Annotated in this window: 19 protein-coding genes and 1 tRNA gene; 7 read left to right on the top strand and 13 right to left on the bottom strand. The window is 63.2% G+C overall.

All coding sequences use genetic code 11. From position 1 onward, the window contains the following. The first annotated feature begins 3 nt into the window (after positions 1-3). Positions 4-723: a hypothetical protein gene (locus E0E00_RS13295; RefSeq protein ID WP_130813013.1), complete on the top strand. Its 720-nt coding sequence runs from the start codon at positions 4-6 to the stop codon at positions 721-723. 330 nt (positions 724-1,053) lie between these two features. Here E0E00_RS13295 and E0E00_RS13290 read toward each other — a convergent pair. Continuing rightward, a tRNA-Val gene (locus E0E00_RS13290) sits at positions 1,054-1,128 on the bottom strand. Positions 1,129-1,404: 276 nt separating this feature from the next. Further along, entirely contained in the window at positions 1,405-4,167 is a 2,763-nt protein-coding gene (locus E0E00_RS13285; protein WP_130813012.1) for a phosphoenolpyruvate carboxylase, read from the bottom strand. Positions 4,168-4,437: 270 nt separating this feature from the next. Between E0E00_RS13285 and E0E00_RS13280 the strand changes: the two genes are divergently transcribed. After that, positions 4,438-5,874 carry a lipopolysaccharide biosynthesis protein gene (locus E0E00_RS13280; protein WP_242622279.1) on the top strand — a complete coding sequence of 479 codons (1,437 nt, stop codon included), beginning with the start codon at positions 4,438-4,440 and terminating at the stop codon, positions 5,872-5,874. A gap of 59 nt (positions 5,875-5,933) precedes the next feature. On the opposite strand, the gene nhaA is transcribed toward E0E00_RS13280, so the two are convergent. Together nhaA and E0E00_RS13270 are read right to left on the bottom strand one after the other, a co-directional pair. Beyond that, positions 5,934-7,352, bottom strand: coding sequence for a Na+/H+ antiporter NhaA (nhaA, locus tag E0E00_RS13275; RefSeq protein WP_130813011.1), 1,419 nt, complete (start codon positions 7,350-7,352; stop codon positions 5,934-5,936). Between the two features lie 82 nt (positions 7,353-7,434). Further along, on the bottom strand, positions 7,435-8,112 hold the full coding sequence (locus tag E0E00_RS13270; protein ID WP_130813010.1) for a DUF1836 domain-containing protein: 678 nt from the start codon (positions 8,110-8,112) through the stop codon (positions 7,435-7,437). Positions 8,113-8,246: 134 nt separating this feature from the next. Here E0E00_RS13270 and E0E00_RS13265 point away from each other — a divergent pair, with 134 nt between their 5' ends. Then, the gene (locus tag E0E00_RS13265) at positions 8,247-9,104 is read left to right on the top strand and encodes a DegV family protein (protein ID WP_130813009.1); all 858 of its coding nucleotides are present in this window, start codon (positions 8,247-8,249) and stop codon (positions 9,102-9,104) included. 413 nt (positions 9,105-9,517) lie between these two features. Here E0E00_RS13265 and E0E00_RS13260 read toward each other — a convergent pair whose 3' ends face one another. The 7 genes from E0E00_RS13260 to E0E00_RS13230 all read right to left on the bottom strand — a co-directional run bounded on the left by E0E00_RS13260 (position 9,518) and on the right by E0E00_RS13230 (position 16,185). Beyond that, positions 9,518-10,246: a 5'-methylthioadenosine/adenosylhomocysteine nucleosidase gene (locus E0E00_RS13260; RefSeq protein WP_242622278.1), complete on the bottom strand. Its 729-nt coding sequence runs from the start codon at positions 10,244-10,246 to the stop codon at positions 9,518-9,520. After that, positions 10,236-10,760, bottom strand: coding sequence for an S-ribosylhomocysteine lyase (locus E0E00_RS13255; RefSeq protein ID WP_130813008.1), 525 nt, complete (start codon positions 10,758-10,760; stop codon positions 10,236-10,238). Before E0E00_RS13255 ends, E0E00_RS13260 begins: the two co-directional genes overlap by 11 nt. Positions 10,761-10,775: 15 nt before the next feature. Beyond that, entirely contained in the window at positions 10,776-11,588 is an 813-nt protein-coding gene (locus tag E0E00_RS13250; protein ID WP_130813007.1) for a mechanosensitive ion channel family protein, read from the bottom strand. Between the two features lie 608 nt (positions 11,589-12,196). Beyond that, on the bottom strand, positions 12,197-14,707 hold the full coding sequence (locus E0E00_RS13245) for an ATP-dependent helicase (protein WP_130813006.1): 2,511 nt from the start codon (positions 14,705-14,707) through the stop codon (positions 12,197-12,199). A gap of 382 nt (positions 14,708-15,089) precedes the next feature. Then, positions 15,090-15,248 (bottom strand): hypothetical protein, encoded by a 159-nt coding sequence (locus tag E0E00_RS13240; RefSeq protein WP_242622277.1) that lies wholly within the window; start codon positions 15,246-15,248, stop codon positions 15,090-15,092. Then, the gene (locus tag E0E00_RS13235; protein ID WP_207302767.1) at positions 15,245-15,400 is read right to left on the bottom strand and encodes an FAD/NAD(P)-binding oxidoreductase; all 156 of its coding nucleotides are present in this window, start codon (positions 15,398-15,400) and stop codon (positions 15,245-15,247) included. Before E0E00_RS13235 ends, E0E00_RS13240 begins: the two co-directional genes overlap by 4 nt. A gap of 215 nt (positions 15,401-15,615) precedes the next feature. Then, positions 15,616-16,185 (bottom strand): low molecular weight protein-tyrosine-phosphatase, encoded by a 570-nt coding sequence (locus E0E00_RS13230; protein WP_130813005.1) that lies wholly within the window; start codon positions 16,183-16,185, stop codon positions 15,616-15,618. A gap of 647 nt (positions 16,186-16,832) precedes the next feature. Between E0E00_RS13230 and E0E00_RS13225 the strand changes: the two genes are divergently transcribed. Beyond that, positions 16,833-17,168: a hypothetical protein gene (locus E0E00_RS13225; RefSeq protein WP_207302766.1), complete on the top strand. Its 336-nt coding sequence runs from the start codon at positions 16,833-16,835 to the stop codon at positions 17,166-17,168. Next, the gene (locus tag E0E00_RS13220) at positions 17,149-17,952 is read left to right on the top strand and encodes a tyrosine-protein phosphatase (protein ID WP_130813004.1); all 804 of its coding nucleotides are present in this window, start codon (positions 17,149-17,151) and stop codon (positions 17,950-17,952) included. Before E0E00_RS13225 ends, E0E00_RS13220 begins: the two co-directional genes overlap by 20 nt. A 104-nt stretch (positions 17,953-18,056) precedes the next feature. Here the strand turns inward: E0E00_RS13220 and E0E00_RS13215 are convergent, their stop codons facing one another. Beyond that, on the bottom strand, positions 18,057-19,781 hold the full coding sequence (locus E0E00_RS13215; RefSeq protein ID WP_130813003.1) for a phospho-sugar mutase: 1,725 nt from the start codon (positions 19,779-19,781) through the stop codon (positions 18,057-18,059). 273 nt (positions 19,782-20,054) lie between these two features. On the opposite strand from E0E00_RS13215, the gene rlmKL reads away from it, so the two are divergent. Continuing rightward, complete coding sequence (gene rlmKL, locus E0E00_RS13210) at positions 20,055-22,334, top strand: bifunctional 23S rRNA (guanine(2069)-N(7))-methyltransferase RlmK/23S rRNA (guanine(2445)-N(2))-methyltransferase RlmL (RefSeq protein ID WP_130813002.1); 2,280 nt, start codon at positions 20,055-20,057, stop codon at positions 22,332-22,334. Positions 22,335-22,358: 24 nt separating this feature from the next. Here the strand turns inward: rlmKL and E0E00_RS13205 are convergent, their stop codons facing one another. Next, positions 22,359-23,861, bottom strand: a complete 1,503-nt coding sequence (locus tag E0E00_RS13205) for a S10 family peptidase (protein ID WP_130813001.1) — start codon at positions 23,859-23,861, stop codon at positions 22,359-22,361. Positions 23,862-24,319: 458 nt separating this feature from the next. On the opposite strand from E0E00_RS13205, the gene E0E00_RS13200 reads away from it, so the two are divergent. Further along, a complete protein-coding gene (locus E0E00_RS13200; protein WP_130813000.1) occupies positions 24,320-26,656 on the top strand; it encodes a KUP/HAK/KT family potassium transporter in 2,337 nt (778 codons plus the stop codon). Positions 26,657-26,798: the final 142 nt, after the last annotated feature.

Genomic DNA, 26,798 nt, shown 5'->3' with positions numbered 1-26,798 from the left:
CGGATGCCCAAGAGCCAGATCATCATCGACGCCGTTAACGGTGACGTGCCCATCGAGAAGTCCCTCAAGAGGCTTCAGGTGCTTGCGCATGACGTGCATAACGAGGAGCTTGAGAGATGGGCGGAGAATGAGCTGACGGGATACCTGGGGACTGATGACGTCCCAGATTACCGCAGGACGAAAAGCCTGAACATTACTTACTCAGGATTCAACCTGATGGTTCAGGTCAATAACGTCCCACTTCCTGTTGGATGTTTAAGCAGCGACACGCTCGACGAGATTGCCGACGTTCCAATCAGAGAGGATATTCTTTCCGTCCAGAAGCTCTCCGAGGCAGATCCTGGCGGATACCGTGACCTCTCGTTTCTTGCCGGCGAGGTGCTTAAGAAGTCCGGCGGCATACAATGCGTGAGTATCCGTCAGCTCATTCCCTCTTCTGCCTATGGCAAAGTCCTTGCAGAGGTAAACAACCGCATCATCAAGGCGCTGATGATGCTTGAGGATCAACACGGCAAGCTCGACAAGCTTGGCATTAAGGTAGATGCCTCAAAGACAGCGCAAGGCAATGCTGCCATCAATGAGACTCTTGGCCTCCCCGTCCAGATTGTCGAAAAAGAGTCTTGGACTTCTAAGGTTGCATGGAACATTGTCGTCCCGATTATCACCGGCGTCGTATGTACCGTTCTCGGCGCTCTATTGACCATCTGGATGGGATTAGGGTAATGGAGAACGATAGTTCGGCGCTTATCATGCAACTAACTGACAGCGTAAAGAAGACTTTGTGAAGCGTATTACAGCGACGGACGTCCGACGTAGTCTGTGGGTCGGAGGGATGCCCTTCCGAAACCCGGGAGGCCCCATATGCAGGCCGGAGAGGGATGCCTCTCCGGCCTCTTTCGTACTTAGATGATTTCTCCACAACTCGTGCCCACCAAGCCGCAGTGGGCACGCAGCAACACGAGCACCCCACTGCAGTTTTGGTGGACACCGTGGTGGGCATATGGTGGGCACAAAAAACAGGCCAGAGGAAACACCCTCTGGCCTGCGAGTTTATGGTGGGCGTTAGAAGATTTGAACTTCTGACCTCTTCCGTGTCAGGGAAGCGCTCTCCCCCTGAGCTAAACGCCCAAATCTGTGCTGCCGGGGATGCAGCGAGGAGTATCTTACGCGAAAATGCTCGTGTAACGCAACCGTCAATCCCAAGTTTTTCTCGCTTCACAAATGCTGCTCAGCCAGAGGCTACCCCACTCGACACCGAATGTATTGCGAACCGTCACACAATCGTACACAAACGTGTGACGCGCGCAGGACGTCACAGAAACGTCGACGAACGTGTTGCAGACCGCAACACGTTCGTCGAGCAGTGTCGTCAACGTGGTCGGCAGATCTACCGTGTCAGAACCGTCATCCCGTATTCTGCAGCCCGGCAGCAACCCCGGACACGGTGCACAGGATGAGATAGATGAATCGCTCGCGCTCTTCCGGCGTGAGGTGCTCGCCGCGCGTGCGCATCTCGCGCAGCGCGCGCACCTGCGTCACCGAAAGCACGTTCACGAACGGCAGCCTCGCGCGGATCACCGGCCCCAGCACGCGTCTGTGCTCAAGCGGCCACTCGTCACCAACAATCGCCAGTACCCACTTGCGCGTAAGGCGCATCTCGTCCAGAACCTTCTCCGCGAGGTCGTCACGCGAGCCCAGCGCCAGATACATGCGGCCAATGCGCTCGTCGGTCTTTGAGAGCGACATCTCAATGTTGTCGATGAACGTCGTGAAGAGTGGCCACTCGGCATAGGCCTGGCGGAGAAGCCCGAGGTCGTCAAGCTCCTCGCATGCCGTTCCCAAACCGTACCACGCTGCCAGGTTGATGCGCGCCTGAGACCACGAGAAGATCCACGGGATGGTGCGCAGGTCGTCCAAGGACTTGGCCCCCAAGCCACGCTTGGCCGGACGCGACCCTATGGGCATGAGGCCAATCTCGGTAAGCGGCGTGACCGTGGAGAACCACTCCGCAAACCCCTCGGTCTCGAGCAGCTCGCGATAGCGCTTGCGCGACAAGACATCCAGCCTGGCTGCAAGGTCGGCGTACTTGGCCGTGGTCTCGGTGTTCACGTACTCGATGGAAGGCGATGACTGCAGAAGCGTCGCGCCGGCCACAGACTCCACATGGCGTCTGGCCAGCGTGGGGTCGCCATAGCGAGCGAAGATGACCTCGCCCTGCTCTGTAAGCTTAAAGCGGCAGTTGACCGAGCCCTTGGGCTGCGAGAGAACCGCGCGGTTGGCCGGGCCGCCGCCGCGTCCCACCGCGCCGCCGCGGCCATGCATGAGCACCAGGTCGATGTCGTTCCTCTCGGCCCACTGCGCGATGGCCGCCTGCGCCGCGTGAAGCACCAGCGTGGCCGAGGTGGGGCCGGCATCCTTCGAGGAGTCGGAGTAGCCGAGCATGACCTCCATGCGCCTGCCGGTCTGGGCAAGTCGCCTCTGCACGGGTTCGAGCCTGATGATCTGGTCGAGCGTGTCCACGGCGCTCTCAAGGTCCTCGACCTGCTCGAAGAGCGGAATCACGTCGAGCACCGGCACGTCAGACTTGTGGGCAAAGGCGAGCTGGGCCAGCTCGTACACGTCGGCCACGTTCTGCGCCGACTGCGTGAACGAGATGATGTAGCGCCGCGCGGCCTTCTCGCCGTTCACGCGCTGGATGCTGCCGATGGCGCGGAAGGTGTCGAGGACCTCGCGCGTCATGGGCTGGAGCTCTCCCCTCTCGCCCCAGCGCCCATGCTCGCGGATGTCCTCGAGCGCACGCGCGTGCACGAGCGAGTGCTGACGAAACTCCATCTCCACCAGGCAGAACCCGAAGGTCTCCGCCTGCCAGATGAGCTTTTGCAAGGGGCCGTAAGCGGTGCGCACGGCACCGGCCGCGGCGAGCGAGCGCTGAACAACCCGCAGGTCGACGATGTAGTCGTCGGCCGAGGCGTACATGATGTCGGCCGTACGCTGAATGGTGGCGCGCAGGCGATCAGAGATTACGATCATGATGGCGCGGTGGAGCTCGGAGGTCGAGACCTCAAGTGCACGCTGCGAGAGGACCTCGCTCATCTCGACCTGGTGGTTCCACAGGTTCAGGAGCGCGTCGGAGGGCTTGGTGAAGCGCGTATCCAGCGTGAGGTTTTTGCCCACGTAGTAGGTCCTGTCGGCCAGCGCCTCCAGCATGTGGACGCGGAACTTCTCGGCCACCTTGCGACTCACCTTTGCGGTAACGTTGGGGTTGCCATCGCGGTCGGAGCCAATCCAGCTGCCGGGGTGGAAGAACGCCGGGCACATGGGCGGCACGGTGCCGGCACGCGAGCCCAGCTCCCAGTCGTCAAAGCGCCGGTAGACCTCGGGCACCATGTCGAAGAGGGTGGCGTCGAAGATGTCGATGACGGTGTCGGCCTCCTCGACGGGCGTCGGCTTCTTGTACGCGATGGGCGAGGTGCGCACCAGGGCGTCAATCTCCTGCAGCATGAGCCGCTCGTTCTCCACCAGCTCCAGGCCTGCGAGCGTCGCGCGCCTGGTGAGCAGCCCGGAGATGCGGCTGATCTTGCCCTCGACCGCCTTGCGCCGCGCCTCGGTGGGGTGCGCGGTGAAGACCGGGTGGAACTCCAGGCGGTTGAGAAGCGCCACTGCCTTGGCGCGGCCGCACTCGTCAACCAACCGCCCATAGGCAACCGTAAGATCGTTGATGGGGTCTGCGGACTCCGTTGTGGGGACCTCGCCCTCGCGGCGGCGCAGCGATGAGACGCGGTAGTTCTCCTCGCAGATGTTTGCCAGATGGAAGTAGGTGACAAAAGCGCGCATGAGCAGCGTTGCCCTGTCCATGGAAAGCCCGTCGATGGTCGAGACAAACTCGTTGAACGCCCTCTGGGCCTGGGCAGCCTTCTCGTCCGTGTGTGCCACGCTGTCTGCATACGTCACGCGGATGGCATCGCCCAACAGAAGGTCGAAGGTGGCGAGAAGGTCTGGGTCATTCTCCGCAAGCACCTTGCGGACCAGGCGCAGGAAGAGTGCCAGGTTGTCGCGGAGCTCCTCGGGAACGTCCACCAGCGCGAGCGCAGAGCGCGCCTGCTCGACCTCGCTTGGTCCCACGAAGGCGCTCCCATCACCTAGGCTTGGCACCTCGGTTGATGTCATGTATCCCCCCTCAGCTCCCGCCGGTCCCGCCGACGGACGTGCACGTGCACCACATGTCTCAGCATACAGGTGCTACCTTAGCAAGCTCCTGTAAGGGCGGTGCAAATCCCACCAAGCGGCCACGAAGGCGAAACGCAACGTACACGATGGGGCGCATCAGGACCGGGCAGCCTGCGGCGCGTCGCGATACAATGACACGCACGCACAGGCGAGAAGACCCGAGAGGCGAGACGAGCTTGGCCCCCGCGGCCACGAGAGGATGATTGGCGCATGACACGCACGAGCAGGCGACGCGGGAACACCCGGCAGGAAAGTCTGAGCTCGCTCGTTGGTTCGCGCGCCGGCAAGCACGAGGGCCCCCTCTCTGCCGCAAAGCCCAAGAAGGAAGGCTTTCTCCGCCGCGTGACCAACCATTGGTGGAACCGCCTGATCTCCTCGGTCTTCTCGGGCTCCATCTCCGAGCAGTCCGAGCAGTACCTGGCGCACCAGACCACACGCGACTACGTGTGCAACTCCATTGGCCAGGCGGCCTGGGGCGGTTTCTTTCCGCTGCTGACCATCGTGGCCACGCAGTTTGTGGGTACGGAGAACGCCGGTCTCTTCTCGATGGCCATGGTTGTGGGCACGCTTCTGTACTTTGCGGGCAACTACGGCGTGCGCACCTACCAGGTCTCGGACATAGACGAGATGGACTCGTTCTACGACTACCAGGTCAACCGCATTGTCACGTGCGTTGCCATGGTACTTATCGGCCTGCTGTACTGCCGCATCCGTGGATACGACGCTGACATGACCACCATCGTGTGCGGCGTCATGGGCTTTAGGTTCTTTGATGCACTGGGCGACGTGTACGAGGGCAGGCTGCAGCAGAAAGACAAGCTCTACTTGGCCGGAATCTCGCAGGCCGTGCGCTGCGCGCTTGCGTTTGTGGTGTTCACGGTGCTCTTGCTCCTCACGCGCAACCTCATGGTTGCGAGCGTGGGCATGGCCATGGGTGCCGCCGCATCCTTCGTGCTGCTTACGCTTCCTTTGGCGCTCATGGAGACGGAGCGGTCGCTGCCGCTCACCTGGCGTGGCGTGAGGGAGATCTTCGTCAACTGCTTCCCGCTCTTCCTGGCGATGTTTCTCTACAACCTCATCGACTCCATGCCCAAGTTTGCCATCGAGGGCGCGCTCTCCTACGACAACCAGCTCTACTACAACGCCATGTACTTCCCCGCCCACGCCATCCTCATGGCGGCAGCGATGATCTACAAGCCGCAGCTGCTGCGTCTGGCGAGCATTTGGGACGACCCCGTGCAGCACAAGCGCTTCGACCTGATCATCCTCGCCATGATGGGCGTCATCGCGGCGATTACCGTGGTTGTCGGCCTCTTCATGGGCTGGTTGGGCATCCCCATCATGGGGTTCCTGTACGGCGTAGACTTCGAGCAGTTCAGACCGCTCGTCTACGTGATGGTGGCCAACGGCGGCATCTGCGCGGCAATCGACTTTCTGTACCAGATCATCACGGTGCTGCGCGAGCAGCAGGCCGTGAGCAGGCTATACCTCATTACGTTTGCCTTCTCCGTGCCGGTGCTGTGGCTGCTCGTTGGGTTCTCGGGGCTCTCCGGCGCCGTCGTGGGCGCCGTGGTGGTGATGAGCATCCTTTTGGTGCTGCTGCTCTCGGAGTACTTCGCGATCCGCAAGCGCCTCGAGCGGTACTAGCGCGGGGTCGGGGCTGGGTGCACGGCCCACCGGTGTGGCCTGCCGTCGCAACCCGCCGGCTACCGGCCTGACGCCGCGTCCCCGCCGGCATCGTCGCCCTTCTCGTCGCCCATCTCAAGCGCGTTCGCACGCGAGTCTCGCCGCTCTTTTGCGGCACTCGTCACATGCACGAACAGCAACCCCAGCGCCGCCGACGTGACCGACCCTGCGAGGATCGCGCACTTTGCTGCCATGGCCTCGCCGGGGTCGGCAAAGGCCAGCCCCGAGATGAGAATCGACATCGTAAAGCCCAAGCCGCCCATGATGCCCACCGCAATGATCTGCAGCCAGTCCACGTGCTTGGGCAGCTTGGCAAAGCCAATGCGCACGAGAAGCCACGTCACCAGGATGATGCCCAGCGGCTTTCCCAGCACGGCGCCAAAGTAGACGCCCTTGGTCACCGAATTCGCAACGATTGCGGAGAGGTCCATGTCCACAATCCTCACTTGCGCGTTCACAAACGCAAAGATGGGCAGGATCACAAAGTTCACCGGTACCGAGATGTAGCGCTCCATGCGCTCCAGCGGTGGCGTAACATGGTGCATCACGCGCTCTACACGCGCTGCGGCAGTGGTGAAGTCATGCTGGCCAAGCACGTGGCTCTCGTCGTCATACGTGTCATCCAGCTCGCGGGCGCGGGCGTCAAGCCAGTTGCCCACCTTGGAGAGGCGCACGTCGGACCGGGCGGGAAGGAAGAACGCCAGAATGACGCCGGCCAGCGTGGCGTGGATGCCGGAGCTGTACATGCACACCCACAGCACAAGCCCCACCAGCATGTAGGGCTTTGCAGAGTAGACCTTCATACGCGAGATGATCCACAGCACGATGACCACGCCAACCGACGCAGCCACCCAGGCCACACTGGGGGCCTGCCCGTAGAAAAGCGCGATGACGACGATAGCCAAGATGTCGTCAGCGATGGCCAGCGTCTGGAAGAATACCTTCGTAGCTGGTGCAATGCGGTCGCCGAGAAGCGACATCACACCCAGCGCAAAGGCGATGTCGGTCGCGATGGGCGTAGCCCACCCGTGCACGGCGCCACCGGCGTTGATGACGAGATAGATCAGCGCGGGCGCGGCAACGCCACCCACGGCAGCCAGCATGGGAAGCGCCGCCTGCCTGGGTTTTCTCAGCTGGCCCACGGTTATCTCGTACTTGAGTTCGATGCCCACGAGAAGGAAGAAGATGGCCATGAGAAAGTCGTTCACAAAGGCCTCGAGGGAAACCGAGAAGACCGCCGGGCCAATGCCCACAGAGAGCGGTGCCTGGAGAACCTCCTCGATCACCTCATAGGCAGGCGAGTTGGCCGTGATGACCGCCGCGATGGCGGCGAGCACCATGACCGCGGCAGCTATCGTCCCGTTCGAAGTCACCTTGTGGACCGCACTGCGCTGCTCGATGCGCCTGAGGACTGCGGGCTCACCGTAGATGCTTGCCATTGGCTGTGTTTTCCGTTTCCTTGAGGAGAGGCCGCTCGGGCCCTTCGTTACCTCTCTATCCTACCCAACCAATGCCACGGATTTATGCATCCGTCGTTATGGCATCGGGCACGGCTTCCGAGGGAGCCTGGTTGGGGGCGAGAGGCGCGGCCGGCTCCTTAGCAGCCGCCTCATCCAGCGCCAGGACCTGCTCGACATAAATCTTTGCGGCAAGGCTTACAACCGCGGCCTCGATGGTCCTGTCAAGGGGCGAATCGACCCGCATGCCGTTGGCATCACGCAGGTCTATCACGGGTTCGACCGCCGGCGCCACGAAATCCGGTCCCACGGCAAACTGCTCGGCAAGCGCACATTCCAGCGCCTTGCAGAGCTCATCGTAGGTGTGTGCAAGGTCGAGGTTCTCCTCGTCCACACGGTGGATGAGATTCGCCACCTGCTCGATCGAGAGTATGCGCTTGAAGAGGCACACGCAGGTCACGTAGCAGATGTGACGCTTGGTGTAGCGGTGCTTGACAGGCGCGGGAACCACGTGGCGCTTCACGTAGTTGTTCACCATGGAGCCCGTGACCAGGGGGCCTTCGTCTGGCAGGCGCATGAACGAGAGCTCCTCGTCAACCAAGGAGAGCAGCTGGTCCAGGTAGAGCTCTATGCGCGGGAGTTCCGAGAGGCGCGAGATGTGGACGCCCGTCATTTGATCCGCAAGGTTGCAATACGCGCTGGAGCTGCTGGAGTGACGTATGCGGTCCTGCTCGTCTGCCATCGTTACTCCTCTCCACGACGTCTTGAATTCTATTGATTAGATTATCTAGTATCAAAAACTAGATGCAATGGCTATAGTTGTTACAATAAAAAAATCGGATGCGCCCTCTTCTCCGATGTTCTTTGGAGGGAACGTTGAATAGCCAGAAGATCGCAGTCATCACCGACTCGGGCACGGATACACCCACGGTCTTCGCGCGTGAGCACGATGTTCGCGTCGTTCCGTTGCGTATAAACTTCTCGGACGGCTCGACGTACGAGAGCGGCGTTAGCATCACGCCCGAGCGGCTCATCGAGCGTATGGCCACCGAGACGCCCACGACCTCGCTCCCCTCGCCCGCAACCATCCGCCGCGAGTTTGACCGCGCGCACGACGACGGGTACGTGGCGGCGATCTTCGTGAGCATCTCGTCGGGTCTCTCGGCCACCTGTGACACCGTGCGCATGGTTGCCGACCAGCTGGACGGCTTCCCCGTAGTCGTGGTGGACACCAAGAGCATCGGCATTGGCGCAGGCCTCGTTGTGATGGAAGCCGTTCGGATGGTCGAGGACGGCATCACGCTGCAACACATCGGGGCGATGCTCGAGCTGGTGGCGCGCAAGAACTCCGTGTTCTTCTCGGTAAAGAGCCTGGATTACCTCTACAAGGGCGGGAGGATTGGCACCGCCGTGTACCGGCTGGGATCCGTACTCAACATCAAGCCTGTAATCACCTGCAACGAAGGGGGCTCCTACGTGGTGGTGCGCAAGGCGCGCGGGTGGGAGCGGTCCATCGACACGCAGGTCTCCCTGGTTGAAGAGCAGGCGAGAAAGTACGACAAGGTGCACATGGCCATTTGTTGCTCAAGTGCGTGCGAGATGTTCGACGAGCTTGAGGAACGGTTGCTTGCCCAAATCGATAACGCCGTGGAGATCATACGGTCCGGCGTCTCGGCCGACCTTCTCGTGCACACTGGCCCCGAGGTCGTGGGCATCTGCATCCAGGGGGCGTAGGGGCGACGCGCGGGCATTGGCGACGCAGGGCCTCCTTTTGCGCTTCTCGACGATAGACACCCCCGGCGTCACGCTCGTTTAGCGCACTGCGCTTTGCCTGAGAACCAAGGGTTCGGGATGGCGGGACGTAGCTCTCTAGCGCTAGAATCGCAAAATGACGGTTTGTGGCAGTTTCGGGAAAGTCTTTTATATATTACATGTGTGATGGCAATTCCCTGACCTGCGGTTTATCAGACCTCAAACCATTTTGTACTTCGGGGGTCCCCAAAAAACTGCCACCAACCGTCAATTCGTGCCATTGGGGGAGTCCGCCGGGGCCAAGAGGGGTGATGACGGGCCATGCGCTCGGAAAGTCGCAGCTCACAACGCAGGCCCCTCGGGAGTGTGGTGGCAGCCTCAACGAGCGCACCTTCCTACTCCCCCAGGCGCGTCACCATGCGCTCCACGATGGCGGCGCAATGCTCGGCCGCGGCCGTCTCAAAAGCGGAGTACTCCATGGGCGTTGTCGACCCCGGCTTGTCAGAGATCGCACGTACCACCACGAACGGCACACGGTTGAGCCACGCCGCCTGTGCAACCGCGGCACCCTCCATCTCGCAGCACATCCCGCCAAAGTCGCGAGCAAGACGCTCCCTCTCGCCAGCATCCGCCACAAAGACGTCACCCGAGACCACGCGCCCCTCGAAAGCCCGCACGTCGCCCGCGACGTCGTGCACGGCGGCAACCGCCTGCGCACGCAGGCCCTCGTCTGCCGAGAAGCCCACGCATCCCAGTTGCGGGATCTCGCCCGGTTCGTAGCCAAATACCGTTGCGTCCACGTCGTGGTAGCGGCAGTCGGTCGAAACCACAACGTCTCCCACGTCGATACGCGCGTCGAGCGACCCGGCTATGCCCGTGTTGACCACGTGGGTCACACCGTAACGGTCGACCAGCACCTGCACGCACATGCCAGCGTTGACCTTGCCCACGCCCGATCGCACGACAACCACCGGCACGCCGTCAAGCGTCCCTGAGTGGAAGTCCATGCCCGCAACAGTCGAGACCGACTCGTCCTCAAGGCTTGCCACAAGGCGCGACACCTCGACCTCCATGGAGCCAATAATACCAACTTTGATATGAACGCGGGCGTTGCTACGCATCATGGCTCTCCTCGTCCTTCCCGTCGTCGAGCAGTGCCGGATACGTGAGGTGCGCGTCATCGATAACCTCAAGCGTGCTGGCGAGGTAACGGCGCGCCCACCAGTGCGCCAGGTTGAGGTCGGCATCGTGCCAGTTGCCGCAGGCCTCGGGCCTGGCTCCGGGAATCTCTCCCTCGAAGTCGCGGATGAACCCAAAGCACCTACGCACGAGCGGCAGCACCTCTCGCGAGCTGCATTGGCCAAAGACCACAAGGTAGAAGCCCGTGCGACATCCCATGGGACCAAAGTAGACCACGCGGCTGGCCCACTCGGGATCGCTTCTCAGGAAGGTCGCACCCAGGTGCTCGATTGCGTGGACAGCTGCGGTGTCCATCACCGGCTCGCGGTTGGGCGCCGTAAGGCGCAAGTCAAAGGTCGTGACCACGGCTTCGGTGACGGGGTCCTCGTCCACACGACTCACGTAGACGCCGGGCTCGAGCACCAGGTGGTTCACGGTGAAGCTTGCGATGGTCTTCATGTGCGTCACTGCCTTTCAGTTGGTTGTGCCCTTGTCCGCTGCTGCCACGTTGGCGGCAGCCGTTGTCGGCCGCGCAATCCACGGCGCACGTGAGATGGCACGCACGAGGGCGTCGGCCTGCACCGAGTAGTTCGTTCCGGCAACAAGATGCAGGTGAGTCGTGCCGTGAATGCCCAAGGGACCGAGGCCGTCGAAAAGGGCCTCGGTCGTGAATCCGGGCGCAAGCGCGCCCCCGCAGGCCTCGCGAGCAAGGTGCTGCACCTCGAGGGCCACAGCATCAAGGTCGCAACCGGGCTCGGCGTAGAACTCCACCGGGCAGTCCGTGACCGACCAGTCCGTCTCGCGCGTAAGTGCGGTCTTGTTGAGGACGGAGTTGGGGATGACCTCAACCTTGCCACCGCGGTCGCGCACCATCGTGGAGCGCCAGGTAACGTCTACGACCTCACCGGAGAAGCCGCCAATGGTAACCTGGTCACCGGGCCGGACCACGCGCCCCAGCATAAGACCCAGACCAGCAACGACGTTTGACACCGTGTCCTGCAGGCCAAGGGAGATGACCACGGAAGTCACACCCAAGGCGGCAACGAAGGCCGTGGGCTGAATCCCAAAGACCGGCTGGAGCACGGCAAGAAGCGCAAACGCCCAGATGATGGTGCGAACGATGTTGACAAAGATCGATGCCTTGGGCACGCCCGCCGCATCCAGCGCGCGCCGCAGCCCATGCACCACCACACGTTGCACGAGCAGCGCGACTCCAATGACAACGGCAAGAAAGGCAATCTTGCCGACAAGCACCGACGTGTCGATATTTCCGAGGAAATCCTCCATCACGCCCCCAGACGTGGAAGTCGAACATTTCGTGAGAGGCAATGATACTCTCCGACGCCCGACGAGGCGACGCGGAAGGGCGCGGGGGTCCCGTCCCGCGCGAGGTCGCCACAACACGTGTGGCCGCAAACGATACGCTCACCGCGCCAAACGCAGCCCGCTCGGCCGCTTTTCTCGCCGTGGTACGGCCGTGCCGCGTACTCGCTCATACGATGGTCTGACGGTGAGTCGGCAACGCGACGAGGCGATAATGGCATGGGGGTGTGGGCCCTTTGGCACGAATTGACGGTTGGTGGCAGTTTTTTACGGGTACCCGAAGTACAAACTGGTTTGAGATTTGTTGAAGTGCTGGTCAGCGATTTGGCACTAGAACGGAATCATATCAAGAATTTAGCCCAAACTGCCACCAACCGTCAATTCGTGCTATCGGGAATACCGCGCCTCCCCTATCGAGGGTAAAGGGTACGGATGCTGTCTCGGAGTATTGCGCGCGTTTTTATCGGATTCTAAAGCTCAACTGGGCAATCATGCAGCAAGCGTAAAATCGCGCGCAATAATCCAGCGGCCGGCGCGGCCAGCAGACATCCTCCACCGGTCGCGCCGGCCCCCTACCCCTCGATCTTCACAATGGGTGCGAAGCCCTTCATCAGCTTCTTGGTCTTGCCCGTGCGGGCAAAGCGGACCTCAATGGTGTCGCCCTTTGCCGAAATCACCACCCCAGGCCCAAAGGTCTTGTGTGAGACGCGATCGCCTGCCGAGAAAGACTCCACGGCCTTTGCCGCGTCGCGTCGCGGAGCCTGCGGGCGAGGGGCCGCCGCACTGGGCACAGCCGGGCCACCCGTCGAGCGCGTACGCGAGCCAAAGACGTGCCCACCGTAGACCTCGGAGCCTCGCCCGCTGCCAAAGGTGCCATGCCTGTCCCCGCGCTTCTCCCAGCCCACGCCCGAAAAGCCCGAAGAGCCCACGCCCACGGCCTCGATATCCGCCGTGGGCATCTCGTTCACAAAACGGCTACGGGGGTTGGCCTGCACAGAGCCAAAGGCGCGGCGCGTAAGCGCGTAAGTGAGGTAGAGCCGCTTGCGGGCACGCGTGATGGCAACGTAGGCCAGGCGGCGCTCCTCCTCGATCGAAGCCGGATCCCCCTCGCGCGCGGAATGCGGGAAAATCCCCTCCTCCATGCCGGCGACAAAGACCACCGGGAACTCCAGGCCCTTGGCCGAGTGCACGGTCATCATGGTTACGGCACTCGACGAGCCCGCAAGCGAGTCCAGGTCCGAGCGCAGCGCGAGCCATTCGAGCAGTGCCGGGAGCTTCGCAGCCGCAACGTCAGGCAGCCCTGCCCCACCCTGCGGCGCTTGCTCGCTCGCGCCATTCGCGGAATCGCCGCCAGGGGAAGTCGAGCTGCTCGCCAGGCCCGCCGCGCGGAGCTGCTCCAAGTTCTCAAGCGTCTCGACGGCGTCGTCATGGGTCTCGTCGAACTCGGCCGCAACGCCATAGAATTCCTTGATGTTCTCGATGCGGCTGTCCGCCTCGACGGAATGCTCGGCTTCCAGCGCACGAACGAGGCCTGACCGCTCGACAATGGCCTCGACCACGTCCGAGAGCTCACCGGTCATGTGGCGGCCGGCCTCGATCGTGCCCGTGAACTCGGAGAGGGCGTTGCGCACCTTGGGCGAAAGCAGGCCCTGCTCGGCAATGCACGCCTCGCATGCCGAGAAGAACGATAGGCGGTTCTCGGCCGCATAGGCGCGAATCTTGCTGATGGACGTGGAGCCAATGCCGCGGCGCGGCGTATTGACCACGCGCAGGGCGGCCACGTCGTCATCCGGGTTCACGACGACCTTGAGGTAGGCCATCACGTCGCGGACCTCCTGGCGATCGAAGAAGCGTGTGCCGCCCACTACTTTGTACGGCACGCCGGCGCGCAGAAACATGTCTTCCAAGATACGCGACTGCGCGTTGGTGCGGTAGAAAACGGCCATGTCATCATAGCTTGCGCCCTTGTCGTGCAGCTTCTCGATCTCCGAGCCGATCCAGCGGCCCTCGTCGCGCTCGTCGGCGGACTGGTACACGCGGACCTTCTCGCCATCGCCCGCGTCGGTAAAGAGGCGCTTGGCCTTGCGGTGCGAGTTGTGGGCCACAACGGCGTTGGCCGCGCTGAGGATGTGGCCGGTAGAGCGGTAGTTCTGTTCGAGCTTGACCACGTGGGCATCAGGGTAGTCCTTCTCGAACGAGAGGATATTCTTGATATCGGCGCCGCGCCAGGAGTAGATGGACTGGTCGTCGTCGCCTACGACCATGAGGTTTCTGTACTTGCGCGCCAGAAGGTTGGTGATCGCGTACTGGACGCCATTGGTGTCCTGGTACTCGTCCACGCTGATCTGACGGAAGCGCTCCTGGTAGGCGTCGAGTACCTGCGGATTCTTGGCGAGGAGTTCGAAGGCCTTCACCAGGAGGTCATCGAAATCCATAGCGTTGGCACGCTCCAGGCGATTCTGCAGCACGCGATAGACCTGCGCCGCCTTGCGCTCGAGCGGAGTCTGGGCCTGGCCCTGCATCTCGTCGGGCATGATGAGGCCGTTCTTTGCGGACGAGATCTGCGAGCGGATCGCCTGGATGGGAAACTGCTTGGGGTCGACGTCGAGCTCTGACATGATGGTCTTTACCAGGCGCTTCGAGTCATCGTCATCATAGATCGTGAAGTTTGGCCGGTAGCCCACGAGCTCTGGGTCATCGCGGAGCATGCGCACGCACATGGCATGGAAGGTGCACACCCACATGCCGCGCGTGCCTCCGGGGAGAAGCGCGTCCAGACGCTCGCGCATCTCGGCCGCTGCCTTGTTGGTGAACGTGATGGCGAGCACCTGCCACGGGCGCACGCCCTCGTCGGCCACCATGTGTGCGATGCGGTACGTGAGAACGCGCGTCTTGCCGGAGCCAGCGCCCGCGAGCACGAGGAGCGGGCCGTGCGTGCAGAGCACGGCGTCGCGCTGCGCAGGGTTGAGGCCATCGATATCGACGGCAGAGGGGCGCCTGGCAGCTGCCCCGGGCCGCGTGATAGCCGTGAGCTGTGCGGCCTGAGCTGCGGAGAAGAACGAGAACTGCTGGTCAGAGGGCATGCATGTCTCCTATGGGTATCGAATCGCCTCACAAGAGTCTAACGCCCGGAGACAACACTAATAGGAACCTCCAACAGAGTTCCGCATGCAGTGGCGTACAGCAAGGGGCGCTACCTGAGTCGAGCTGGGAAGTCGTCAAACTCACCAAGAGGCGCCGCGTACGACGATTAACGCCACACATTCGGACACGAACCTGTGACCCGCGCAGGTCGATACACATTCGGAGGACGAATGTGTGGCGTTCTCTCGCCCTTGCCCCGGAACGGGACCCTACGACGGGCGCAGCGCGAGCCGGAGCCTCGGTGGAAACGCGCCCTCCGGCGCCGCCGCAACGTACGTGCGGCTGCAACGTGCGCGCCGCCGCACGTCGCCGGCGCGCTCCCTATGCCCCCAGCACCGCGGAGTAGGCGGCCATGGTGTAGTAGTTGTACGACTGATTGAAGTGCGGGAGGGAGAAGATGTCGAGCAGCGCCAGGCGGTCGATGGTCAGCCCCTCCTGGATCGCGAGCGAGAACATGTGGATGCCCGCGCTCTCAATCACGCGCCAATCCACAGTGCCATGTCACACCCAAGAAAGCTGTTGTTACCGTTCTGATCGATAATCACAACCTCGTTACCAGGATGGTTGTCGAGGATGGCATTGGCTGCCACGGTGCCCGCGTGGTTTGCGCCGACAATGACGATCTTGCTCATGTGCTCCCCTACTCTCCGCGCACGTTGGCGCGGCACATGGAACCAGCCCGCGGAAAGATTCGGCGGACCGCTCGAGATTAATGTCATCTACTGTATAGCATATATGGCGGCGCACGATGACGGTTCAGGCGCCGCCTGCACTGGGCGAGGCATTCTCTACATTCTCTACTATGCCCGCGGGCGCAAGGAGCCCCATGGGATGGGCACTCCCGTGGTCAGCGCCCCTTGGCGAGAAGAACGTCGAGCATGGCGACACAGCCAGCCATAACGTCGCTGTAGGTGACATCGAAGTTGCCCGTGTACCAGGGGTCGGCCACGTCGCGGGGATGTCCTGTCCAGTCCAGGAGAAGCGACACTTTGCGCCTGGGGTCGGCCTTGCGAACGAGCTGCTCCGAGACGGGCGGCCAGCTGAATCCCATGCCCCTCTCGCCCAAAAGCAGCCGGTACATGCCATCGTAGTTGTCGCGGTCCATGCCCACGATGTAATCGAAGCGGTCATAGTCCTCGGAACCCATCTGGCGGGCAGCGTGATGGCCGCATGGAACGCCCGCGCGGCGCAGTCGCTCGCGCGTGCCGGGGTGGACATCGCTACCAAGCTCCTCGCGGCTGGTGGCGGCAGAGTCGATGAGGAAGTCGCTCTCGCGCCCAGCCCTGCGGACCAGATCCCCCATCACGAACTGAGCCATGGTCGAGCGGCAGATGTTGCCGTGACAGACGAACAGGATTCTTGTCACGTCGACGTTGTTGCTGGCAGATGGTACGTCTTGGGTTTTCTCGCTTGTCATTCGCGCCTCTCCTTGTGACTGCGGTTCTTGGCGGCGGACCCGGCGGTCCCGGCGACAGGCCCCGCGTAGCGAGTATGACAGCTCCACGAACCTGGAGGTTCGGCCCTGCCCCCGCATATGCCCCCGCACACAACGTCGGCACGCGAACTACGCACGGATGGGCTTAAGCCTTGCAGGTGCCTGGGGCTTGCATGCCCACCTCTCGACTGTGCGCAATTCCTCTGGGGGAGGCAGGATTTCCTGGGCTCTGGCAGACGATTGTGCGGGCCTCACAACCGTTGCGAACCGAGATCGGGCAAAAGAGCGCGGTCATGCGTACGCACAAGCCAGGTTTTCTGCCGGAGAAGCCCCCGGAGAGACCCGCTGGGCAGTTTTTCTCGGTCGTGCGTACGCACGAGCAAGGTTTTCTGACACCCACGCGGCGTTTGCCCAGGTGGGCGAGAGGGGCCTGGCAGCAGGAGGGGGTCGTGCGTACGCATGACCCGGGTTTCTCGCCAGCAGACACCTCTGGAGGGGCCAATCGGGCAGAGACGGCCGATGGTGCGTACGCATGACCAGACTTTCTCGCCGGCCGGCCTTGGCCCTCAATTCCCGCTCCACGACTCACTGATAGGATTACCCACGCACACCAGAACGAGGAGGCCCCCATGAACGAGACAGACGATAGGGACGCAGACCGCAACACCGCCCAGGCGGCGCTTGCCCGGGCTGCCGAGCGTTGTGGCTGGCCGGCTGAGTTTGGCGAGGCTCTCGCCCTCTACCTGGGCTCCGTCGGCACCATGGAGCGCATGGCCGCCTATCTCATGCAGGTTCGCCCCAAGACCATGGAGGAGGCCGCAGACGAGGCCGTAGCCATCGTCGAGCAGCGTGACGCCTGGGCCGAGCACAAGAAGAGCGAGTACTACAACGCCAGGGTCACGGAGTTCTACAACCGTGAACGCGACGAGGAGAAAGGCCCCGACCATGCTGGGCTGGTTCCATAAGAGAGGCGGCGCAGATGCCACACCAACCGGGGCCCCCGCCCCTGCGCCCACCGAGGGCGGGCAGCTCCTCCCCGTGGGCGACAACTGCCGTGAGCTGGGTGGCTATCCCCTACCGGCAAGCCCCGGCCGCACATCCAGTGCAAGCACGCTCCGCAGACGCTTCCTGCGCTCCGGCTCCACCTCGACGCTCTCGCGAAAAGAGCTGCACTACCTGCGCGAATACGGCGTCACCCGCGTCATCGACCTACGAAGCGTCCCAGAGTGCACCAGCTCGCCGGACGTCTTTGCCAGCCGTCCCGGCATCACCTACGTGAATGTGCCGCTCTTTGGCATCAACATGCACGACCCCAGGCTGCGATTGCCCGGCGACACGCGCGACTACCTCGCCACCGGCTACCTCAGGATGCTCGACAACCATGACGCCGTACGTCAGGTCTTCTCAGCGTTCGCAGAGGCGACACCCAAGGAGTGCGTGCTTTTCCACTGCGCGGCGGGCATGGACCGCACCGGCATTACGTCGATGCTGCTTCTGGGCCTCTGCGGTGTGGACCGCACGAGCATCGTGGCCGACTACACCTACTCGTTTGCCTCGCGCGAGGAGGTGGACGCCTATATCTACCAGGGAGTCTCCCCCAGCTTCACCACGGTCGACGTGCTGGCAAAGCTCATGGGACGCGTCTTTGACGGGCTCATCGAGAGCTACGGGTCGGCCGAGGCGTACCTTCTCGCCTGTGGCGTCAGCCAGGCGCAGCTCACGTGCGTGCGCAAGCATCTCGTGGGCTAGCCCCGGCCCCGACCCGCGCCGAGACAACCAAAGGGACCGGGGCCGCGACACCTCGTCGTGACCCCGGTCCCACTTACAGCCCAAAATAGTGAGCCTCGCAGTCCCTACGAAAGCACCTTCTCGGCAGCCGCCTGCAGCTTGGCGCGCACGGCCTCGGCCTCGGTGCGCGTGGCACCCTTGGCGAACAGGTATGCCTTGACCTTGGGCTCGGTGCCGGACGGACGGAAGATCACCTTGTTGTCGTCCTCGAGGCGGTACTCGATAACGTTGGCCGCAGGCAGCTCCTGTGCGGACTCCTTCTGCAGGCCAGAGACGCGCGGCATCTCGGCACCCTTGCCAAAGTCGGTCACGCCAACGACTCCGTAGCCGGCAATATCGGTGAGCGGGTTCTCACGCAGATCGGTCATGATCCGGACCATGCGCTTGGCGCCGGCCTCACCCGGGAACTGCGCGTTCACGGTGCCGTTGAGGTAGTAGCCGTACTGCTTGTAGAGTTCCTCCATGGCCTCGTAGAGGTCCATGCCGCGCGCGGCGTAGTAGGCCGCCATCTCGACGCACATCTCAACGGCGACAATGGCGTCCTTGTCGCGCGCGTGAGTTCCCACAAGGTAGCCATAGGACTCCTCGAAGCCCATGAGGAAGCGGTCCTCCTCGCCCTCGTCCTTGAGCTGGTCGATCTGGTCGCCAATGTACTTGAAGCCGGTGAGCACGCGGCGCATCTCAAAGCCGTAGTGCCTGGCCAAGGCGTCGGGCATTACGGACGAGACGATCGTAGAGACGGCCACCTTGCGCTTGGGGTCCTCGCCGCGATCGATTGCCATCTTGATGAGCCAGTCCATCATGAGGACGCCCATCTCGTTGCCGCTGAGCAGCTTGTACTCACCATCGTGCGGGATGGCGGTGCCCATGCGGTCGGCGTCGGGATCGGTGGCCACAACGAGGTTGGGCTTGACCTTCTCGGCAAGGTCGAGCGCCAGCTGCAGCGCCTCACGGAACTCCGGGTTGGGGTACTTGCACGTGGGGAAGTTGCCGTCTGGCTCGGCCTGCTCGGGCACCACGGTCACGTCGTTCACGCCGATCTCCTTCAGGATGCGCGTGACGCACTCCATGCCCGTGCCGTTGAGCGGCGTGTAGACGACCTTGTAGCCCTCGGGCGCCTTGAAGCCGGGGATGGAGACCTTCTTGACGGCCTCGATGAAGGCGTCGAGAACCTCTTCGGGCGTCCACTCAATGAGGCCCTGCTTGATGCCCTCATCGAAGTCCATCATCTTGACGCCGCCAAAGACGGGCGTCTCCGCGATGGAGACACTGATCTCGTCGGCCGCCTCGTTGGCGATCTGGCCGCCGTTGTCATTGTAGACCTTGTAGCCGTTGTACTGCGCCGGGTTGTGCGACGCCGTAAGCACGATGCCCGCGGAAGTGTGCAGGTGGCGCACCGCAAAGGAGAGCGTGGGAACGGGCTCGATGCGCGGATAGACATAGACGTGCACGCCATTGGCCGCAAGCACACCGGCGACCACGCGCTGGAAGTCCTCGCCCTTCAGGCGAGAATCGCGCGCGATGGCAATGGTGGGGTGGTCGTAGTGAGCGTTCAGGTAGTTGGCCACGCCCTGGGTTGCCTGGGCCACCACGTAGACGTTCATGCGGTTGGTGCCCACGCCGAGGGTGCCGCGCAGGCCTGCGGTGCCAAACTCGAGGTTGCGATAGAAGGCGTCGTTGAGCGCGTCCTCGTCCCCAGCGCTGACAAGGGCGTCGAGTTCGGCCTTGAGGTCTGGCTCGGTGACGTTGTCCTGCCAAAGCTTGATGGTATCCTTCACGCCTGCGTCCATGGTTCCCCCTTGCTTCCCTGCCATGCGTGCACGTGCGGTGCAAGCATGGCTGCCAACGAACAAGTGCGAGCATTGCTCCTTAGATTCTATCCGTGCCGGGCTCGCTTGGCGCGCTCATGCGGACGAATGACTTTGTGGAGCTGTAAGCGGCTGCATAGGTGTCGGCGGGCGCACGGGACAAGCAACACGTATGATGGTCGCAACGGAATTCGCGGCGCACGGCGTCGCTAGGCGTGCCGGCTGACACGCAGGTTACGGGCGAAAGGTGTCCCGATGGAGTTTGTCGCAACGTGTCCCAAGGGCTTTGAGTCGCTTCTGGCAGGAGAGCTTCACGCACTTGGCGCCAAGGGCGTGCGTCCGCTCGTGGGCCGGGTCTCGTTCACGGGAGCGCTGAGAGATGCCTACCGCTGCTGCCTGTGGTCGCGCCTTGCCTCCAATGTGACGCTCGTACTGGCACGCGTGGGCGCCACCAACGCCGACGCGCTCTACGAGGGCCTCTCGGCAATCCCTTGGGAGGACCACGTGGCACCCGGCGCGACGATGGCCATTGAGGCGCACGGCACCAACGAGCAGCTGAGAAACACGCAGTTTGTGGCGCTGCGCTCGAAAGACGCCGTGGCCGACAGGCTCCTTTCGCGCAGGGGAGCGCGACCCGTGGTCAACACTGATGTGCCGGATGTGGGCATCGTGGTGCGCCTCTCGCACGAGCGCGCAACCGTGGGCATTGACCTTGCGGGCGAGCCGCTCTTCAGCCGCGGCTGGGAAGCGGCACCTCCCAGCCGCGGTCGTCTTTCGCCGAGGCGTGCGGACTACGCTGCAGCGCTCCTGGAGGCGGGCTGCTGGTTTAGGGATGTGCGCCACGGGTCGCCCGTACTGGTTAACCTCTTTTCCGGAACAGGGAGCGTTGCCGTCGAGGCGGCAGCGCAGGCGCTTGACCGCGCGCCGGGGCTGCTGCGCGTGCGATGGGGCTTCTCGCGCTGGGCCGGCCATGACGAAGACGCTTGGGTCGAGCTTGCCACCGAGGCCGCCGACCGCGCCGCAGTGGGTGCTGAGAACAGCGTTGACCTCGTGCTTTGCGACACGCGTCCCGGCGCGGAGGGCGCGGCGAGAAGGTCGCTGCGCGGGGCGGGCATGGGCGTGGAGCCGCGGTTTGTCTCCGCAGGGGAGCTCGCTGCCGCTGTGGGCGGTGCCTCTCCCCTCGTGGTGGCTGACCTTGCGTGGCCGCAGCCGGATGACCTTGCCAGCGAGGCCGAGGCGCTCTCGCTCTTCTCGGCAGGGGCTGGGGCTGTTGCCGGACACGACGGCGCGGGCGCGGTCGCACTCTGTGCCGACAACGCCGCGGACGCCGCGGCGGGCGGCGAGCCCGCAGGGGCCATCGACGTGATCGTTGGTCGCGATGATGCAACGATCCGCTGCTACGATACCATGTCCCTCTCGGCAGAGCACCCCGTGGTGGAGCTTCGCGGGGGCACCGGAAGCGTGCCCGTGCTAGTGGGGGCCTCTGACCAGTTTGCCGCTCGTCTCGCCAAGGTGGCGAAGCAGCGCGCCAAGTGGGCGGCGCGCGAGGACGTGAGCTGCTACCGTGTCTATGACGCCGACCTGCCGGACTATTCCGTCTCGATTGACCTGTACCAGGGTTCTGAGACGCCGGGACGCTGGCTCTACGTCTCGGAGTACGCCGCCCCACGCGACGTGGATGCGGGTCTTGCGCGCAGGCGCCTTCTCGACGTGCTGGCAATTACCCCGCGCGTGATGGGCGTCGAGCCTTCCAACGTGTTCGTGCGCGTGCGCACGCATGCGCGTGGCGGCTCGCAGTACGCAGACGGCGGGCGAGAGGGGCGCGGCGGCTTTGGCCGCGAAGGTGGCCGCGACGTGCGCCCCTCACGCAGGCATGACGGGCGCGTGGAGCTTCCCCGCGGTGCGCACCTCGTAGACGAGGGTGGCCTTACGTTTGAGGTGAACTTCTCTGAGCGGCTGGACTGCGGCCTGTTTCTCGACCACCGCGAGACGCGCTCGATGGTGCGCGAACTCATGAAGCGCACCCCGGGCGGGAGCTTTCTCAACCTCTTTGCCTACACAGGCACGGCAAGCTGCTACGCCGCAGACGGCGGCGCGGGCCTCACCACCACGGTCGACCTCTCGCGGCCGTCTCTCGATTGGGCGCGCCGCAACATGGAGAGAAACGGATTTTACGGCCGCAGCCACGAGTTTATCCAGGCAGACGTGCTGCAGTGGGTGGCCGACCGCCGCCACGAGCGCCGCTACACCTGGGATCTCATCTTCTGCGACGTGCCCACGTTCTCCAACTCAAACCGCATGCACGCTAGGTCCTGGGACGTGCAACGCGACCACGCCGACCTCATCATCTCGGTCTCGAGGCTGCTCTCGCCCGGCGGCTGCGCGATTTTCTCGTGCAACCTGCGCAACTTCAAGCCCGACATTGAGACGCTTGCCAAGGCAGGCGTAGCCCTCGAGGACATTACGGCAAAGACCATCCCTGAGGACTACGCGAGAAACCCCAAGATCCACCATGCCTACCTGGTGAGGCAGTGAGGCAAGGGGGACAGTCCCCTTGTCTCACTCGTAGAACGCGTGGAGGTCGCGGTCCATGGCCTCGAGCGTGGGCTCGTCCACGTAGGCCATGTGCCCGCAGCCGTAGCGCAGCCACGTCACGCGCCCCTTGAGCGCGGGCGAGAGGAACTGGCAACTCAGGTCGTGACGCACGTTCCAGAACGTGGTCGCCGCGTCGTAGCGACCGCCGATGATGGCAAGCTTCATCGTGGGGTTGCGGCGCAGCGCAAGCGCCACGTCACCGGTCACGTTAGGCGCACCGACCTTCTCGCCCGTCCCCGGCACCTCGTGCTGCCAGACCCACTTGTGGCCAACCTTCTCCCAGTTCTGCCCTAGGTAGACGGAGGGTCCCTGGTAGCCAAGCTCGTCTGCGCAGAACGCGCGGAATGCGTTGGCCCAGTTGGCCTCCACGGCATCGTCGGCCGCATCCTCGCCGCCCAGCCAGTCGAAGCTTGCCTGCATGGGCGAGGGCTCGTCCGAGCAGAAGCGCATGTCGAGGCGGCCACACACACGGCCCTCGTCGCGCAGGAGCTCGCGGCGGAACTCCGTGAGCTCGACGCGCAGGTGGTGGCGGACAAGGTACCCGACGGGCAGGCCCACAAACTCCGAGAGCTGCCGGGCAACGTCGCGCTCGAGCTCCTCGCCCAGGCGGTCGCCGCGGAGAAGGGCCGGGGCCAGCGTATCATCGGCAAAGCCCATCGCACGGTCAAACCAGACATCTGGATCCACACCCTGTCCGGCACGCCCAAAGAACTGCGCCGCAGCGGCGTAGGTGGGCATCATGCCCAGGTAGTAGAGGTCCTCGCCGGGAAGCGTCTGCACCCAGTCCCAGATGGCGGAGAGCATCACCACGCCCGTGAGCTTCACGGACCTCTCGCCCAAAAGCCTCATGAGCACGGCGTTCCTAAAGGTGCCATAGGACTCACCAAAGAGGTAGATGGGGCTTGACCAGCGGTGGTTCTTCTCGAGCCAGTCCATGATCGCACGTGCGAAGGCGTCAGCGTCACCGTCGACCGAGAAGACCGTCGCAGGGTCGCAGTCATCGGCGACAACAGACCAGCCGGTGCCCAGCGCATCGAGAAACACGAGGTCGGAGTCCTTGAGCAGCGTGTGGGGGTTGTCGGCCACCGGGGCCGAAGCGGCGAGGTGGTTCGTGCCGTCTGTCTGGACTCGGCGAGGGCCGATACCGCCAAAGTTGATGGGCACCGACGCCGAACCCGGGCCGCCGTTGTAGGCAAAAGTCACCGGCCTGGCTGCGTTAGGCTGGCCCTCCTCGTCCACTGCGACGTACGATAGCGAGAACATCTTGCCTTCGAGGCGACCGGAGTCGTCGCGCACGTCGAGATGGGCGGCCGTGGCCACGTAGTCGATGGCCCTCTCGCCGTCTGCCCACGAGAGGCGCGCGCTTGCCGGGTCCGGCACGCCTCTCACCGCATTTGCGGGCACGTCCTCGTGCGGGCGGCGCGACGCCTCCGCCGCGGGCACCGTCTGCGTCTGGTTATCTGCCATGAGAGTCCCTTCCTTGTGAAGTGCCTATTACGAGATGGTAAGCGTGCCCCATTCTAGGCGAGTGCGCGCTGCGGCGTGGTGGCAGCAGGCGAGAGGGACGAGAGGGGCAGGCGTCACGGTGAATGCCGCAAATTCCGAATGGTTACGGCCGCCCAACCGGCGATTCTTCACAAGACGAGGGGCGCGCCGGAAATTCCGGACGGTCACGCGTCCTCCGCTGCCGCGCGTGGGGCACCCAAACGCCAACGCAGCGCCAGCCCTTCTCGCCATTGCGAACGCCACCGGACAAAACCCGCCCCAACTGCATATACTTGTCAGAAGAGTGGAGCACTCGTACTCCTTTCAGGAGAGTGCTATAGGAGAGTGCTATAGGAGAGTGCTATATTTAGCGACTTGTATCTGGGATACGTCGGGAAACACGGGGTTACGCAGGTAGGACCCACGGAAATTGGAGCGTCATGGCCACATCCAATGCACCAATCGCAGCCAAACGAGCCAGGAAGCCCGTCAGGAAGGGCGGCATTCCACTCTCGGCAGGGATGGTTCTCGTAACGCTGGGCGTCGTCTACGGCGACATCGGTACGAGTCCCATGTACACCCTCAAGGCAATCATGACCGGCAACGGCGGTCTGTCCACGATGGGCGAGGACGTGGTCCTGGGGGCGCTGTCGCTACTCATCTGGACCATCACGCTCATCACCACGGTCAAGTACGTGCTGGTGGCAATGAAGGCCGACAACCATAACGAGGGCGGCATCTTCGCGCTGTACAGCCTCGTCAAGCGCTGCGGCAAGTGGCTCATCATCCCCGCCATGATCGGCGGCGCGGCCCTTCTCGCCGACGGCATCCTGACGCCCGCCGTCACGGTAACCACCGCCATCGAGGGCCTGCGCACCATCGACTTCTTCTACGGCATCATCGGAACCAACCAGGCCATCGTGGTCGGCATCACTCTCATCATCCTCTGCATCCTCTTTGCCTTGCAGAGGGCGGGCACCTCCACCATTGGCAAGGCCTTTGGCCCGGTCATGACCGTGTGGTTCCTCTTCCTGGGCATCGCCGGCCTTCTCAACGTGGGCCTCGACCTCAACGTCTTCCGTGCGCTCAACCCGCTGCGTGGCATCATGTTCCTCTTTGACAACCACCTCAACGCCGCCGGCCTCATGGTCCTAGGCAACGTCTTCCTCTGCACCACCGGCGCCGAGGCCCTCTACTCCGACATGGGCCACGTGGGCAAGGCGAACATCTACCTCTCCTGGCCGTTCGTGAAGCTCTGCCTCATCCTCAACTACTTGGGCCAGGGGGCCTGGATCGTCGCCAACCACGGCAGCAGCGAGCTTGCCGCCATCACGGACCTCAACCCCTTCTTCCAGATGCTGCCCGAGGAGTCCCGCGTCTTTGCCGTGATTCTCTCCACCTTCGCGGCCATCATCGCCTCGCAGGCCCTCATCACCGGCTCCTACTCCATTGTCTCTGAGGCCATCCGCCTTGACCTCATGCCCCACATGAAGATCAACTACCCCTCCGAGACGCGCGGCCAGATTTACATCCCGCTGGTCAACAACATCATGTGGATTGGCTGCATGGGTGTGGTCCTGCTCTTCCAGACCTCCGAGCACATGGAAGCAGCCTACGGCCTGGCTATCACCTGCACCATGCTCATGACCACGATCCTGCTGTTCACGTACCTCTCGCACACCCGTCGCAAGCCCGTGGCGGCCGTGGTGTTCCTCGTTTTCTTTGGCACCGTCGAACTCATGTTCTTCTTCTCGAGCCTCACCAAGTTCTTCCACGGCGGGTACGTCACCGTTCTTCTCGCCACGGTGCTCTTCCTGGTCATGTACATCTGGCGCCGCGGCACGGCCATCGAGCGCACGCAGTCTGTCTACCTGCCGGTCCGCAAGTACCTCGACCAACTCTTCGACCTCTCGCACGACGAGTCCTATCCCCTGCTTGCCGACAACCTGGTCTTTCTCACCAACGATTCGTCGCTCGACAAGCTCGACCGCGACATCCTCTACTCGATCCTGGACAAGCGCCCCAAGCGCGCAAAGGCCTACTACTTCCTTAACGTCCAGGTGACCGACGAGCCCTACACCCATGAGTACATAGTCAACGCCTTTGACACCGACTTCGTGTTCAAGGTGCAGCTGCGTCTGGGCTTCCGCGTGAACCAGCGCGTGAACACGTACCTCTACCAGATTGTCGAGGATCTCGTGGAGCACAACCAGCTGGCGCCGCAGGACCACAAGTACTCGATCTACCGCAAGCACAGCATCGTCGGCGACTTCCGCTTCTGCCTGATTCGCAAGGTTCTCTCGCCCGAGACCGACATCTCCGGCACAGACACGCACACCATCGAGATGAAGTACTTCATCCGTCGCCTGTGCGGCACGCCCATGCGCTGGTACGGGCTCGAGAACTCCTCGGTAATCTTTGAGTACGTGCCGCTCTTTGCCAAGACCAAGCGTCAGCACAAGCTCACACGCATCCCACTTGACGCCAACGCGGTGCTGGCAGCGGCACCCAAGGCCCCAGCCAGACCCGCCGAGAACAACGACGACTCCGATGACGAGGACATCTTCTCGGCCTCCATGCACAACGAGCGCGAGGAGAACGCGTCGGACGCCGAGAGGACCCTGGTTGGCGGTGACACGGCAAGCTTCAAGCCGCTGCGTATCGACGACGGCGACGAGGAGGACTCCGACGGGGAGGAGGAACAGGAGGAACTCGAGTGCGCCGTGAGGGCGGCGGAGGCCAAGCTCAACCTCGATGACCGCGACGAGTCCAACTAAGGGCCAGCCGAGAAGAGCCACGAAATCTTGTTGCGGCGCCCTGCGCGCACGCGCAGGGCGCCGCTTCTTGTAGTGAGCGCGGGGCATCGGCGGGGATGCTGCGGCGGAAGGTCGGGTTCTGGGCACCAGGAGGCTGGGTTTG

It is taken from the genome of Olsenella sp. Marseille-P4559, from assembly GCF_900605015.1.
Taxonomy (GTDB): domain Bacteria; phylum Actinomycetota; class Coriobacteriia; order Coriobacteriales; family Atopobiaceae; genus Tractidigestivibacter.
This window is presented reverse-complemented; position numbering and strand designations above follow the sequence as displayed.

Bases quoted from the DNA above. Each gene is read 5' to 3' on its own strand.
- E0E00_RS13295 (WP_130813013.1), top strand. From the start codon at position 4: ATGCCCAAGAGCCAGATCATCATCGACGCCGTTAACGGTGACGTGCCC.
- E0E00_RS13285 (WP_130813012.1), bottom strand. From the start codon at position 4,167: ATGACATCAACCGAGGTGCCAAGCCTAGGTGATGGGAGCGCCTTCGTG.
- E0E00_RS13280 (WP_242622279.1), top strand. From the start codon at position 4,438: ATGACACGCACGAGCAGGCGACGCGGGAACACCCGGCAGGAAAGTCTG.
- nhaA (WP_130813011.1), bottom strand. From the start codon at position 7,352: ATGGCAAGCATCTACGGTGAGCCCGCAGTCCTCAGGCGCATCGAGCAG.
- E0E00_RS13270 (WP_130813010.1), bottom strand. From the start codon at position 8,112: ATGGCAGACGAGCAGGACCGCATACGTCACTCCAGCAGCTCCAGCGCG.
- E0E00_RS13260 (WP_242622278.1), bottom strand. From the start codon at position 10,246: ATGATGCGTAGCAACGCCCGCGTTCATATCAAAGTTGGTATTATTGGC.
- E0E00_RS13255 (WP_130813008.1), bottom strand. From the start codon at position 10,760: ATGAAGACCATCGCAAGCTTCACCGTGAACCACCTGGTGCTCGAGCCC.
- E0E00_RS13250 (WP_130813007.1), bottom strand. From the start codon at position 11,588: ATGGAGGATTTCCTCGGAAATATCGACACGTCGGTGCTTGTCGGCAAG.
- E0E00_RS13245 (WP_130813006.1), bottom strand. From the start codon at position 14,707: ATGCCCTCTGACCAGCAGTTCTCGTTCTTCTCCGCAGCTCAGGCCGCA.
- E0E00_RS13235 (WP_207302767.1), bottom strand. From the start codon at position 15,400: ATGAGCAAGATCGTCATTGTCGGCGCAAACCACGCGGGCACCGTGGCA.
- E0E00_RS13230 (WP_130813005.1), bottom strand. From the start codon at position 16,185: ATGACAAGCGAGAAAACCCAAGACGTACCATCTGCCAGCAACAACGTC.
- E0E00_RS13225 (WP_207302766.1), top strand. From the start codon at position 16,833: ATGAACGAGACAGACGATAGGGACGCAGACCGCAACACCGCCCAGGCG.
- E0E00_RS13220 (WP_130813004.1), top strand. From the start codon at position 17,149: ATGCTGGGCTGGTTCCATAAGAGAGGCGGCGCAGATGCCACACCAACC.
- E0E00_RS13215 (WP_130813003.1), bottom strand. From the start codon at position 19,781: ATGGACGCAGGCGTGAAGGATACCATCAAGCTTTGGCAGGACAACGTC.
- rlmKL (WP_130813002.1), top strand. From the start codon at position 20,055: ATGGAGTTTGTCGCAACGTGTCCCAAGGGCTTTGAGTCGCTTCTGGCA.
- E0E00_RS13205 (WP_130813001.1), bottom strand. From the start codon at position 23,861: ATGGCAGATAACCAGACGCAGACGGTGCCCGCGGCGGAGGCGTCGCGC.
- E0E00_RS13200 (WP_130813000.1), top strand. From the start codon at position 24,320: ATGGCCACATCCAATGCACCAATCGCAGCCAAACGAGCCAGGAAGCCC.